This is a genomic window from Deinococcus rhizophilus, from assembly GCF_030271215.1.
Classification (GTDB): domain Bacteria; phylum Deinococcota; class Deinococci; order Deinococcales; family Deinococcaceae; genus Deinococcus; species Deinococcus rhizophilus.
In genome coordinates this window covers 1-12608 of sequence record NZ_JASNGB010000086.1, presented here as the reverse complement: position 1 = coordinate 12608, position 12608 = coordinate 1, and the positions used below count along the sequence as shown (strand labels likewise).

The following is a 12608-nucleotide window of genomic DNA, read 5'->3' as shown; positions in this document are numbered from 1 at the left end:
CCCCGGCGGCCCCCGCCAGCGTCAGCAGGCCCCGGCCCGCCTGCCCCCGCCGCACCTGCGAGACGGCCTCCATCACCGCCGCGAGCGCCAGCAGCCCCAGCAGCAGCCACAGGGTCCCCGGCACCCGCCCCAGCTGCAGCGAGGCCAGCGTCAGCGTCCCGAACACCACGAATTCGCCCTGCGGAATGAAGATGATGCGCGTCACCGCGAACACCAGCACCAGCGCGAGCGCCAGCAGGGCGTATACCGCGCCGTTCGTCAGCCCGTCCGCGACCAGGATGGGAAAAATGGCGGGATCAAAGATGTCCATAGCACGGCTCCATGCGGCACTCCTGCGGCGGAAAGGGGAAGATTCGGGAGGGCGACCTTCAGGCGACCTTCAGATTGTGGAGGTCTTCACGATACGGATTGCTCCTCGCCCCGGCAACTCCTCCCCCTGGCCCGGTACGTATCAATGTGATATCACTCTGATACGTACCGGACATTCCCCGGTGCCTGGAGACTCCCATGAGCGAACTGGAAAAAGCGCCTGCCACCGTCGGCCCCGCCGGGGGCGTCTCGTCCGATCCCCGGATCGCCAGCCGGGAACGGCCCGCCTTCGGGCTGCCCGGCATTCCGGCGATCCTGCTGTGGCTGCTGCTCGCGGCGGCCCTGGCAGCCCTGGCGCTGCTGGGCAACCTGGGACCGCCTGCCCTGACCGCGGTCCTGGTTGTGGGCGGCCTGCTGATGATGCTGGCGCTGGGCGGCTTTTTCATCGTGCAGCCCAATCAGGCCAGCGTGATCACCCTGTTCGGGCGCTATGTGGGCAGCGAGCGGCGCAACGGCTTTTACTGGACCAATCCCTTCACGGTCCGCAAGAAGGTGTCGCTGCGAATCCGCAACTTCAACTCCGAGCGGCTCAAGGTCAACGACCAGATGGGCAACCCCATCGAGATCGCCGCCGTGATCGTGTGGCGGGTGGTGGACACGGCCCGCGCGGTCTTCGACGTGGAGGACTATTCCGAGTTCGTGGCGATTCAGGCCGAGACCGCCCTGCGGCACCTCGCCGCGCAGTACCCCTACGACGACCACGACGGCCAGGGCTTCTCGCTGCGCAGCAACCCCGACGAGGTGTCCGAGGCGCTGGGCCGCGAACTCGATACCCGGTTGCGGCACGCGGGCGTCGAGGTGCTCGAAGCGCGGCTCTCGCATCTGGCCTACTCGCCCGAGATCGCCGGGGCCATGCTGCAGCGTCAGCAGGCCAGCGCGATCATCGCCGCCCGGCAACTGATCGTGCAGGGGGCCGTGGGCATGGTGCAGATGGCCCTGCGCGAACTGGAGGGGCAGGACATCGTGCAGCTCGACGAGGAACGCAAGGCGCAGATGGTCAGCAACCTCCTCGTCGTCCTGACCAGCGAGCGCGGCACCCAGCCTGTCGTCAACGCGGGCAGCCTGTACTAGGAAGGGGCCGAGATGCCCCCCCGCAAGACCCCACCCGGCAAGAAGAACTTCCCCCTGAGAATCAGCCCGGAGCTGTACGCCGCCCTCGAACGCTGGGCCGCCGACGACCTGCGCTCGGTCAATGCCCAGATCGAGTACCTGCTCACCCAGAGCGTGCGTCAGGCCGGGCGAATAAAGGCCAGAGAGGAGCCCCCCGCCCCCCCGGCCACAGACGAAATGCCCTGACCTGCCTGACCCCGGACCTCCCACCGTCCGGGGCCACTTGATACCGGGCCACTTTGTTCTGGGCGCGAGGTGAGGCATACTGACGCGTTTGTCTGTGAAGTCGACCTTTCCGGCAGAACAGACCCCCACAGCAGGCAGACGACCCCCCCTTCCCGCGCGGAGAACCAGGCCCACAGCCGCCTGAGGCGTTCTTTTTCTTCCCCAGTGCTCTCTCCAGCGCTGCGCCTCCACCCGGACGGCTGCCCCTCCCGGCGGCTCTCCCAGGGTGTGTTCTGCCGACAGGACACCCATGACCCAGACCAGAAACCGGCCCCAGCGGGCCGCTGCTTCCACTGCCCCCGCCGCCCCGATCACCGACTGGCAGACCCTGCTGGGCGACCGCACGCCGACGCCGGTGCAGGCCGGGGCGATTCCTGCCCTGCTCGCCGGGCGCGACGTGATCACCACCGCCCGCACCGGCAGCGGCAAGACGCTCGCCTTCCTGATTCCGGCGGCCGCACGCGGCATCGGCATGGCGCCCACGCGCGGGATGCGTCCCGAGGTGCTGGTGGTCACGCCGACCCGCGAGCTGGCGGTGCAGATCCGCGACGTGGCCCGTGAACTCGGCATGACCGCCGGGCGCATCACCGGGGGCATCAGCCCCTCGCAGACGCGCACTGAGGCCAGCGGCAAGGGCGTGATCGCCGGAACGCCGGGCCGCCTCAAGGACCTGATCACGCGCGGCGAACTGTCCCTGGCGGGCCTGCGCTACGTGGTGCTCGACGAGGCCGACGAGCTGCTCTCGCTGGGCTTCCTGCGCGACGTGGGCGACATCCTGCGCTCGGCCCAGTCGGCCGCCGGAAAGAACCTCCAGATCGCGATGGCCTCCGCGACCTTTCCCGCCGCCATCCGCGAGGTCGCCGAGCGCTTCATGCACTCGCCCGAGCGCATCGACATCGCGCCCGCCCGTTCCTCGGAGGCTTCCAACGGGAACGGCGACGTGCTGGGCGGTGCGACCGGGGCGACCCACCTGCTGCTGCACACCACCCGCGAGGACGTGCTGGACGTGGCTGCCGAACACGCCCGCGAGGCGCTGCGTGCCCCGGGCGGCTGCGTGGTGATCTTCTGCCGCACCAAGTCGCTGGTCAAGCGCCGCGCCGAGCGCCTGGGCGAGCTGCTGCGCGGCGAGGAGGTCAGCGCCCTGCAGGGCAACATGGACCAGAAGAAGCGCGAGCGCACCATGGACCTGCTGCGCGAGGGCAAGTCGCGCGTGCTCGTCGCCACCGACATCGCCGGGCGCGGCATCGACCTGCCGGAAGTCCGGCTGGTGATTCACATGGACGTGGCCTCCACCTCCGAGGACCACGTCCACCGCTCGGGCCGCACCGCCCGCGCCGGGCGTCCCGGCGTGAACCTCGTCCTCCTGATTCCCGAGCAGCGCGAGCTGTGGCGCAACGTGCGCCGGGGCCTGCCCGCCGCCACCCAGCCGCCCCTGACCCGCGAGGAGGCCCAGATCGACAAGGCCATCCAGGAAAAGCAGGGCCAGGGCAGCGNCCGAGCAGCGCGAGCTGTGGCGCAACGTGCGCCGGGGCCTGCCCGCCGCCACCCAGCCGCCCCTGACCCGCGAGGAGGCCCAGATCGACAAGGCCATCCAGGAAAAGCAGGGCCAGGGCAGCGGCGGCGGGCGCGGGGGCGGACGCCCCGGAGGCCAGGGCCAGCCTCAGGGCCGCGCCCCGCGTGACGCCGGACCTTCCAACCACGGGCGCGCCGAGCAGGGCCAGAAGCGGGCGGCCAAGCCCCACCCCCACAATGCCCAGCGCCTCGACACGGGCACCGGAGCCGGGCGCGTCGGCCCGCAGGCCGCCCGTCGCCGCCGCTAGATACTGGGCCACGTGGCGCAGGGAGGGGAGGGCCGTGGGTGGCTTTCCCCTCCCTCTTCAGTTGCTCGTCACGTGACGAGCAGCCCCGCTTAGCCCCGGAAGCGGCCCAGAAGTTGCGTGCTGGCGCGGGTCAGCAGCAGCACGTCCACACCCACCGCCACGAAGGTATAGCCCCAGCCGAGGTAGCGCCGCGCCGTTTCCTCGTCGGTCGCGAGGATGCCCGCCGCCTTGCCTGCATCCCGGATGCGGGAGGCGGCGTCCCGGATAGCCGCCTGTACGTCCGGGTGCCCCGGATTCCCCAGGTGGCCCAGGCTCGCCGCGAGGTCGGCGGGGCCGATGAACACGCCGTCTACGCCCTCCACCGCTGCGAGGGCGTCCAGCGCTTCCAGCCCCTTCACCGACTCGACCTGGACCAGCAGGCAGATGCCGTCGTTCGCGTGCTGGAGGTAGTTCGCATCCCGCGAAAAACGGCTCGCCCGCACGAGGGCACTTGCCACGCCGCGCACGCCCTGCGGCGGGTAGCGGGTCGCCGCCACCATCTCGCGGGCCTGCACCGCCGACTCCACCATCGGAATCAGCAGGGTGCGGGCCCCAATATCGAGCACCTGCTTGACCAGCACCGGGTCGCCCACGGGCAGGCGCACCACCGGGGCAGAGGGGTAAGCCGCGAGCGCCTGAAGCTGCGCGAGGATGCTCCGCAGGTCGTTGGGCGCGTGTTCCCCGTCCACCACCAGCCAGTCGAAGCCTGCCCCGGCGCAGACCTCGGCGCTATAGGCATCCGCGAGAGAGAGCCAGAGGCCGTAGAGGGTATCTCCGCGCCCCAGCGCCGCCTTGAAGCTGTTGTCAGCCGCCACGCGCTGCCCCCGCGAACCGGCACGAGAAGGTGCCCAGCGGTCCGTAATCGAAGGTGAACACGTCCCCGGAGGCGATGTCCACCGGGCGGGTGAACGACCCGGCCAGCACCAGCTCTCCGGCCTTCAGCCCCTCCCCGTGCGGCGCGAGACGGTTCGCCAGCCAGGCGATCCCCGCCGCCGGATGCCCCAGCACACCCGCCGCCACCCCGGTTTCCTCCACCACGCCGTTGCGGATGCACAGCGCCGCCGCCCAGCGCAGGTCGAGGTCGTCGGGTCGCATCGCCCGCCCACCGACGATCACTCCGGCGTTGGCGGCGTTGTCGCCGATGGTGTCGGTGACCCGGCGGGGTCTGCCCGTCTCCCGGCTTACCCGCTGAATCCGGGCGTCGATGATCTCGGCGGCGGGGGTCACGTACTCGGTGGCCCGCAGCACGTCGAACACGGTCACGCCGGGGCCATGCAGGTCGCTTTTGAGCAAGAAGGCCAGCTCCACTTCCACCTTCGGCGCCACGAAGCGCGAGAGGGGAAGGTCCCCGTTCGGCTCGAAGAACATGTCGTCCAGCAGCGCCCCGTAGTCCGGCTCGGTGATCTGCGAGGCCATCTGCATCGCCCGCGAGGTCAGGCCAATCTTGTGCCCGAGGGTGCGCCGCCCCCCCGCCACCTTCTGCGCGACCCAGGCCCGCTGCACGGCGTAGGCGTCGGCAATCGTCATGCCGGGGAAGCGCTCGGAGAAGGGAGCGAGCTGCACCCCCGTTGCCTCCGCCCCTTCCAGCTCGGCGGCGAGGCCGGGCAGGGCGTCGTCGGGAATGACCCGCTCGGCGGACCCCTCAGATGACATTGATGGGCATCCCCTTCAGCTCGCTCTCGGTCAGCGCTTCCCAGCCGCCGCCGAACGCCTCCATGCGCGAGCCTTCCTCGAACCAGCTGCGCGGGGTCTTGGCCCCCCAGAGGGTCTGGCGGCGGGGGTCGTCGCGCTGCCAGCGGATCGTCTCGAAATCGGGGTCCACCGTGATGTAGTCGGAGGTATACAGCTCGATGCGGTGGCCGTCGGGGTCGCGGACATACAGGAAAAAGGCGTTGGAGATGCCGTGCCGCCCCGGCCCGCGCTCGATGCGTTCGGGCTGCCTCGCTCCCGCGAGGATGTCGCACGCCCGGATGATGCTCATGGCGTCGGGCATCCAGTAGGCCCAGTGGTGCAGCCTCGGCCCGGCGCCGTTCGTCATGGCGAGGTCGTGGACCCCGCCCCGGCGCTGAATCCAGGCGGCCCAGATGCGGCCTTCCTCGTCCTCGGTCAGCTCCGAGGCGCGGAAGCCCAATTGAGAGCCGTACCAGGCCATCATGCTGCCCACGTCGGGCGTCATCACATTGACGTGGTCCACCCGTTGCAGGCCCGGCCCCCGGTGCAGGTGGTAGTCCTGGAGGAGCCAGGGGTGCGTGCGGCTCTCGCGGTAGAAGGCAACGGGCACGCCGAAGGGGTCCTGCATCCGCAGCAGCCGGGGCCGGTCGAGGTCCTCCTCCCAGCGGTAGGGGAGCCCCTCGCGCTCGGCCAGGGCCACCAGAGCGTCGAGGTCGGCGTCCGTCCGCACCCGGTAGGCGAGGTGGCGCACGCCCGCTTCGGGCGCTTGCTCCAGCTTGAGCGTCCACTCGCGGTCCTCGACGCCGCGCAGGTAGAGCGCCCCCGGTTCCTCGTGCAGCACGTTCAGGCCCAGCAGCCCCACGTAAAAGTCGCGCGAGGCGGCGAGGTCCGTCACGGTGAAGGCCGTGTGCGCGATACGGATGATGTCGGGCCGCGAATTGGTCGAAGGCTCAGTCATCCGCCGCCACCCCTTCGGGCTTTTCCGTCCGCTTCAGAAACTGCCCGATGCGCTCCACAGCAGGCCCCTTGTCGTACACCTCGTACAGCGCCGAATGCATCCGCACCGGGTCCCCGAAGAAGAACTTCTCGTAGAGGCTCTGGCGCCCGCCGAAGGAACTCATGGACATGTCCCAGGCGAGGCGGAAGAGCTTCAGCCGGTCTTCTGCGCTCGCGTTCCCGGCTTGCAGATACTTGCTGATCTGCGGCCCCAGCGTTCCCTCGCGGTCGGCCTTGCTCGGCATCATGATGATCCCGGACGCGCCGAGCAGTTGCAGCAGTTCGGGCAGGCGGGCGTACATCGCCGGATAGTAGTTGCGGGCGGCGTCCAGCGGGCCACGCGCCGGGGTCATCACCCCGTACTCGTTGACGGTGGCCCCCGCGACGGCGGCGACCTCCAGCGCCTTCATGATCTCCAGGGTCACGATGATCTCGGCCACCTTGCTCTGGACGTGCTGGAACTGCCCCGAACCGATCGCGTTCACGATGCTCTGCGCGGTGCCCAGAAACGCCTCGGTCTTGGCGACCTTCAGGTTCACGACCTGATAGGCCATGTGCAGCACGGCGTCGGTGGCGGCGTAGGCCTTGTTCGCCAGTTCCACGTCGTACAGCAGGAAGACGCGCTCCCAGGGCACCAGCACGTCGTCGAAGATCACGAAGGCGTCCTGTTCGTCGAAGCGGCTGCCGAGCGGGTGGTCTTCCGGGTCGCGGCCCACGTCGAACGGCTCGCGGCACTGAAAGCTCAGGCCGGGCGTGTTCGTGGGGATCGCGAAGCCCATCGCATACCGGCTCTTGTCGGCGTTCTCCTTGAGGACCGTGGACGGGAACACCAGAATCTCGTCCGCGATGGGCAGGGTCGCCATCATGCGGGCGCCGCGCATGACCACGCCGTCCTCGCGCTCCTCCACGATGCCCAGGGCGATGTAGGGGTCGGGCATCTCGGAGGCCATCTTCGCGCGGTTGACCTGCGGGTTGGTCAGCGCGTGCGTCAGGCAGAGGTCGTGGTCGCGCACGTACTCGTAGTAGCGGCGCATGTTGCCCGCGAAGTCAGGCTGGTGGTCGCCCTCCACCTCGCAGCGGGCGAAGTAGCCCGCGCCCATGCCCGCCGCCATCACGTTGGCGTTCATGTAGTCGGGAGCGCGGCCCAGGAAGCCCAGCGAGTAGTTCGCGCGGATGCGGTGCGCCTCCCCGATGCGGGCGAGGTCTTCCTTCGTGCGCGGCACCATCAGGCTCATGGGGTGGCGCTCGCCGCCTTCCTCGTAGGTGAGCTTCTCGCGCAGCTCCGGCTGGTGCTGGAGGTCGTACAGCCCCGCGAGCGACTGGCACATGTTGCGCGTGGCGGGGTGGGTGGTGGGGTCCTCCACCCGCGCCCCGTCGATGTAGAGGGTGGGCGGGCTCTTCCGCAGGCGGTCAAGAAACTGCTGTCCGGTGATGGCTGCCATCTCAGGTCTCCTTCCCGGCGAGGCCGGTATACAGGGGGTCCACGAAAATGCCGCCCTGCCGCTGCTCGGTGATGTGCGAGGGGTCGCCGCGCAGGTGCTCGACCTCGGCGGCGTAAGCTTCAGCGTCGTCCTGGGGCACGTAGCCCAGCACGTCCCAGCCTTCTTCGGTCATCCAGCGGCGGGTATTGCCACTGATACCCGCGACGATCAGGAAGCCCACGTCGGGAACGGTGACGGCCCGCTCGAAGAGTTGCACCGCGTCACGCGGGCTGAGCCAGGTCGAGAGGTGGCGGGCATCCTTCGGCCCCGGCTGGAACGAGCAGATGCGGACGCCCACGAACTCCAGGCCGTACCGCTCCCAGTACATCCGGCCCAGCGCTTCCCCGAAGACCTTGCTGACGCCGTAATAGGTGTCCGGGCGTACCGGCACGTCGGGGCCGATTTCCTCCGAGCGGGGATAGAAGCCGACCGCGTGAATGGAGGAGGCGAAGGCCACCCGCCGCACGCCCGCCTGCCGCGCCGCTTCGAGGACGTGATAGGTGCCGTCCATGTTCACGTCGCGAATGCGCTCGTAGGTGTGCTCGTCCGCGATGCCGCCGAGGTGAATCACAGCGTCCACACCTTCCATCGCGGCGCGGACCTCGTCAAAGTTCGTCAGGTCAGCGGGGATGATTTCCTCGCCGGGCTGCGCTTCGCCCAGGTCGCGGTGATCCGTCAGGCGCAGGACTGGGAAGCGCCCGCGCAGGCCGTCGCGCAGGGCCGAGCCGACCTGCCCGGCGGCTCCGGTGAGGAGGACGGTGTGAATGGGGGGGGTCATTGGGGGTCTCCTGTTGAGCTGGTCAGCCTGCGGCTGACACCCCCCTCCCAACCCTCCCCCGCAAGGGGGGAGGGCTTTAAGCTGCGGGCGTGGATCGGTTTCCGCGTCAGGAGGGTACGAAGCGGGCACGTGCCCTGCGGCAGCGTTCCACGCCGCAGGAAGAGTTGCTGTGGCGACACTTGCGGGCAGGACGTATGCTGGGGGTGAAGTTCAAGCGTCAGCAGCCGCTCGGTTTTTACATCGCGGATTTTGTTGCCCTGGAACGGAAGCTGATTGTTGAAGTCGACGGCAGTCAACATGCAGGCAGTAACTACGACACTGTTCGAGATGCCGAACTGACTGCCCGTGGCTTTCGTATCTTGCGTTTCTGGAACAATGAGGTCACGGACAACCTGGAGGGCGTGCTGGAGCGAATAGCTGGCGCACTTCGGTAGCCCCTCTCCCCCCGCGGGAGAGGGGTTGGGGAGAGGGGGCGTGTGACCGGCGCTCCTCCTCATCCCTCCGCCCCCTCCTTCTGCGTCACGGGCGGCTGCCCCACCCCCAACTTCGCTGTCTTGTGCGTCCCCAGCGAAATCGCGACGTTCTTCGTCTCCATGTAAAACTCGAAGGAATAGTCGCCGCCGTCGCGCCCGATGCCGCTGTTTTTTACGCCGCCAAAGGGCGTGGGCAGGTGGCGCACGTTTTCACTATTGACCCAGATCATCCCCGCCTCCAGGCCGTGTGCAAAGCGGTGCGCCCGCGTGAGGTCGTTCGTCCACAGGTACCCGGCGAGGCCGTACTTCACGTCGTTGGCGAGGTGCAGGGCTTCGGCCTCGTCGCGGAAGGGAATGGCGGTCAGGACTGGCCCGAAGATTTCCTCCTGGGCAATCCGCATGTCGTTCCTGGCCCCGGTGAACAGGGTGGGGGAGACGAAGTTGCCTGCCCCGCCCACGCGCTCGCCGCCCGCCGCGATGGTGGCCCCTTCCTCGCGGGCCTTGCCGAAGTAGGACATCACCTTCTCGAAGTGCCGGGGGTGAACGAGCGGCCCGACCTCGGTGTCGGGGTCGAGGGGGTCGCCCACGCGGATGTTCCGCGCCCGCTCGGCGATGCGGGCGGTGAACTCGTCATAGATGCCCTGCTGGATCAGCACGCGGCTCGACGAGGTGCAGCGCTCCCCGTTCAGGCTGTAGATCATGAAGACCACGGCGTCGAGCGCCTTGTCCAGGTCCGCGTCGTCGAACACCACCACGGGGTTTTTGCCGCCCAGCTCGAAGTGAACACGCTTCAGGGTGTCCGCCCCCTGCCGCATGATGTGGCTCCCCGTGACCGTCTCGCCCACAAAGGCGATCGCCTTGATCAGCGGGTGTTGGGTCAGCGCCTTGCCCGCGCTTTCGCCAAAGCCGTGAACGAGGTTGTGCACGCCTTTGGGCAATCCTGCCTCGTCCATGATCTCGGCGAGCAGCGTCGCCGTGACCGGGCTCCACTCGGCGGGCTTGTGGACCACCGTGCAGCCTGCCGCGAGGGCCGGGGCGATCTTCCAGGTGCTCAGCATGAAGGGCGTGTTCCACGGGGTAATCACGCCGACCGGGCCGATGGGCTGGCGCAGGGTGTAGTTCAGGAAGCCGGGGGCCGGAAGGCTCTGGCCGTCTCCGGCGGCGGGGGCGCGGTCGGCATAGAAGCGGAAGTTCTCCGCGCCGCGCACCGCCGCCGACTTCATGAAGCGGATGGCCTGCCCCGTGTCGATGCTCTCCAGCACGGCGATGTCCTGGGCGCGGGCCTCGATCAGGTCGGCAATCTTGTGCAGGATTTTGCGGCGCTCGGCCCCGCTCACCTCGCGCCAGGTCTGGAAGGCGTCGTGCGCGGCGCGGGCGGCCCGGTCAATGTCCGCCTTGTCCCCGCTCGCTACGGTCGTCAGGGGCGAGTTGTCAGTGGGCGTGTGGGTCTGGAACGTCTCGCCGCTTTGGGAGTCCACCCACTCGCCGCCGATGAAGTGGCGCAGGCCGCCGCTGAGTTTGCTTTCGCGCAGCTCGCGGGCGAGGTCGTGATTTGGTGTGCTGGCCGTCTGGGTCATGATCGCTCCTCAGGGAGTGGAGGGGTATTTGATGGGCACTGTGGGGATTGGGGTTGAGGGCGTCGGCATAGACACCGAGTAGGCCAGGAAATGCTCGCTTTGCAGCATCTTTCCGTTTCTGCGTACCTGCACGAATGCGGAAGAGTCGTGATATTTGACGCGGTAGCTGTAGCCTCCCGCCCCGCTGAAGATGTACTCCGGCCCCAGCTCGTCGTAGCTCACCTTCCCGCCCGTCACGTACATCCCCGGCGTCCCGTCAAAGTTCCGCGTGGCGTAGGTGGCCGCCCTGCCGTTGTCCCACACGATGACCGTCCGCTGGGCCGTCGAACCCATGAATACGGCCTGGGGCTGGTAGCGGCAGCGGTAGCTTGTGCCGTTCAGCCGGAATTCGTTGACACGGGTCATGCGGTAGGCGGGGTCTTCGTTCTCGACGGTGCTGGTGCGGAGGTGCCCGCTCTGGCCCTGGCGTGGACCGGAAGTCGCCTTGAGGGAGTGGAAGGTCTGGCCTGCTCCAGCGTCCGGCCACCCGATCCGAACTTCTGAACGGCGGAGCTTTCCCAGGCCAGCGCGGGTTTTGGGCCACTCGTAGAGTTCCGTCACGGTGTACTGAGGGGCATTCCGTCGTGCGGGGCCAGCGGGGGTGTCGAACTGGCGTAAAACCAGCACCCGCCCCGGCGCGTCGCACCACGCGAAGGCGGGCTGAACGCCACCCACCTTGCCCTCCACGTTCACGAAGGAGCGCATCTCGTAGCGGTGCGGCGCGGCCAGAGCCAGCCCGGCCAGAGCGAGGGCCGCCAGCACCGCGCCTTTGTGGTTCACCGCCCGTCCCATTCCCCTTCCTTCGATTCCTTGCCCTTGATCGGCTCGGCCCCTGCGTCCTCCTCCTGAATGCCGTTTTCCAGCACGCCCAGCCCCCCCACCTCCAGCCGCATCACGTCGCCGGGGTGGACGTGGCTGATGCCCTTGGGCGTACCCGTCAGGATCACGTCGTCACGTTGGAGGGTCATGAAGCGGCTGATGTGCTCGATCAGTTCGGGAATCGAGAAGATCATGTCGCGGGTGGAGCCCTGCTGGCGTAGCTCGCCGTTCACATGGGCGGTGAGGGTGAGGTCGTGCGGGTCCGCGATCTCGTCGGCAGTGACGTAGTACGGTCCCAGCGGCCCGAAGGTGTCCCAGCCCTTGCCGCGCAGGGGGGGGCGGAAGGTATTGGTCACGTAGTCGCGCACCACGAGGTCATTGCCGACCGTGTACCCGCCCACGTAGTCCATCGCGTCTTTCGCCTTGACCCGGCGGGCGTCGCGGCCGAGGATCACGCCGAGTTCGACCTCGTAGTGCATGAATTCCGCGCCGCGCGGGTAGATCACGGTGCCCCGGTGCGGCAGCAGGGTGGTGTTCGGCTTCCAGAACAGGGCGGGTTCGCTGGGTTGCGTCAGCCCCAGTTCGCCCGCGTGGTCGTGGTAGTTCAGGGCGAGGGCGATGACCTTGGGCGGGTCGACGGGCAGGCGGAACTGCACCGAGTCGGGGTCGTGGGCCACTCCGGCAGCGTCGATCAGGTGGCCGTCGTGGAGATGGCCGTTCAGGGGGCGGCCCCCGGCGATGAAGCGGGCGTATTTCAAGGTGACTCTCCGTTCGTGGCGGGAAAACGTGGGGTTGTGCCTTCCAGCATACGGCCCGCTTCCCGGTGACTTCCTTTGTGCGGGGCGTGAATTCAGCTTCCTGCCGTTGTAGGTTGGGACAAATGGGGGACACCTCGCCCCCCCTCCCCGACCTCCTCGCGCTGCCGGGCATAGCGGCCTTGCTCGTTTCGTTGCGGGAAGCGGTCGGTGGGCCGCAGCCGGAGCGGGAACTCGTGACCCGGCTGGCGCGGCTGACCGGGGGCCGGGCCGAGATTCGCGCGAGCTGGGGCGACGTGGTGGCCGCAGCGGGGGAGGCGGCGTGGCCGGAAGTCACCCGCCGCCTGAGCTACGGGGACGCGAGCGGCGAGCGGCACGTGGGGAGCCTCACGCTGGCCGTGCCCCCGGAGTGGGCGGGCCTGGGTCCGGTGGCGGCGGAATACGCGCTGCTGGCGC

General features: G+C 68.9%; 12 protein-coding genes and 2 pseudogenes. 5 read left to right on the top strand and 9 right to left on the bottom strand.

What is annotated here, in order from left to right:
* Window positions 1-310 (bottom strand): annotated as a pseudogene (locus QOL99_RS10115) (branched-chain amino acid ABC transporter permease); the annotation flags it as partial.
* A 197-nt stretch (window positions 311-507) separates the two neighbouring features.
* Between QOL99_RS10115 and QOL99_RS10110 the strand changes: the two are divergent.
* The 3 genes from QOL99_RS10110 (at window position 508) to QOL99_RS10100 (ending at window position 3385) form a co-directional block, all read left to right on the top strand.
* Window positions 508-1440 (top strand): SPFH domain-containing protein, encoded by a 933-nt coding sequence (locus QOL99_RS10110; RefSeq protein ID WP_285523529.1) that lies wholly within the window; start codon window positions 508-510, stop codon window positions 1438-1440.
* Between the two features lie 12 nt (window positions 1441-1452).
* The gene (locus tag QOL99_RS10105; protein WP_285523527.1) at window positions 1453-1665 is read left to right on the top strand and encodes a hypothetical protein; all 213 of its coding nucleotides are present in this window, start codon (window positions 1453-1455) and stop codon (window positions 1663-1665) included.
* 289 nt (window positions 1666-1954) lie between these two features.
* A complete protein-coding gene (locus QOL99_RS10100; RefSeq protein ID WP_285523525.1) occupies window positions 1955-3385 on the top strand; it encodes a DEAD/DEAH box helicase in 1431 nt (476 codons plus the stop codon).
* 228 nt (window positions 3386-3613) lie between these two features.
* Here the strand turns inward: QOL99_RS10100 and hpaI are convergent, their stop codons facing one another.
* Genes hpaI through QOL99_RS10075 form a run of 5 tightly spaced genes read right to left on the bottom strand, consistent with a single transcriptional unit; the run spans window position 3614 to window position 8489 of the window.
* Window positions 3614-4378: a 4-hydroxy-2-oxoheptanedioate aldolase gene (gene hpaI / locus QOL99_RS10095; protein ID WP_285523523.1), complete on the bottom strand. Its 765-nt coding sequence runs from the start codon at window positions 4376-4378 to the stop codon at window positions 3614-3616.
* On the bottom strand, window positions 4368-5216 hold the full coding sequence (hpaH, locus tag QOL99_RS10090; protein WP_285523521.1) for a 2-oxo-hept-4-ene-1,7-dioate hydratase: 849 nt from the start codon (window positions 5214-5216) through the stop codon (window positions 4368-4370). Before hpaH ends, hpaI begins: the two co-directional genes overlap by 11 nt.
* On the bottom strand, window positions 5206-6192 hold the full coding sequence (hpaD, locus tag QOL99_RS10085) for a 3,4-dihydroxyphenylacetate 2,3-dioxygenase (RefSeq protein ID WP_285523519.1): 987 nt from the start codon (window positions 6190-6192) through the stop codon (window positions 5206-5208). The genes hpaH and hpaD overlap by 11 nt, the downstream gene beginning before the upstream one ends.
* Window positions 6185-7672: a 4-hydroxyphenylacetate 3-monooxygenase, oxygenase component gene (gene hpaB, locus QOL99_RS10080; protein WP_285523517.1), complete on the bottom strand. Its 1488-nt coding sequence runs from the start codon at window positions 7670-7672 to the stop codon at window positions 6185-6187. Before hpaB ends, hpaD begins: the two co-directional genes overlap by 8 nt.
* Window position 7673: 1 nt before the next feature.
* Window positions 7674-8489: an NAD-dependent epimerase/dehydratase family protein gene (locus QOL99_RS10075; RefSeq protein WP_285523515.1), complete on the bottom strand. Its 816-nt coding sequence runs from the start codon at window positions 8487-8489 to the stop codon at window positions 7674-7676.
* Window positions 8490-8578: 89 nt separating this feature from the next.
* On the opposite strand from QOL99_RS10075, the gene QOL99_RS10070 reads away from it, so the two are divergent.
* Window positions 8579-8923 (top strand): endonuclease domain-containing protein, encoded by a 345-nt coding sequence (locus QOL99_RS10070; RefSeq protein WP_285523513.1) that lies wholly within the window; start codon window positions 8579-8581, stop codon window positions 8921-8923.
* A 59-nt stretch (window positions 8924-8982) separates the two neighbouring features.
* Here QOL99_RS10070 and hpaE read toward each other — a convergent pair whose 3' ends face one another.
* The 3 genes from hpaE to QOL99_RS10055 are packed head-to-tail and all read right to left on the bottom strand — an operon-like array spanning window position 8983 to window position 12155.
* The gene (hpaE, locus tag QOL99_RS10065; RefSeq protein WP_285523511.1) at window positions 8983-10539 is read right to left on the bottom strand and encodes a 5-carboxymethyl-2-hydroxymuconate semialdehyde dehydrogenase; all 1557 of its coding nucleotides are present in this window, start codon (window positions 10537-10539) and stop codon (window positions 8983-8985) included.
* Between the two features lie 9 nt (window positions 10540-10548).
* Window positions 10549-11358: a hypothetical protein gene (locus QOL99_RS10060; protein WP_285523509.1), complete on the bottom strand. Its 810-nt coding sequence runs from the start codon at window positions 11356-11358 to the stop codon at window positions 10549-10551.
* The gene (locus QOL99_RS10055) at window positions 11355-12155 is read right to left on the bottom strand and encodes a fumarylacetoacetate hydrolase family protein (protein ID WP_285523507.1); all 801 of its coding nucleotides are present in this window, start codon (window positions 12153-12155) and stop codon (window positions 11355-11357) included. The genes QOL99_RS10060 and QOL99_RS10055 overlap by 4 nt, the downstream gene beginning before the upstream one ends.
* A gap of 122 nt (window positions 12156-12277) precedes the next feature.
* Between QOL99_RS10055 and QOL99_RS10050 the strand changes: the two are divergent.
* A pseudogene (locus QOL99_RS10050) lies at window positions 12278-12608 on the top strand (PucR family transcriptional regulator); the annotation flags it as partial.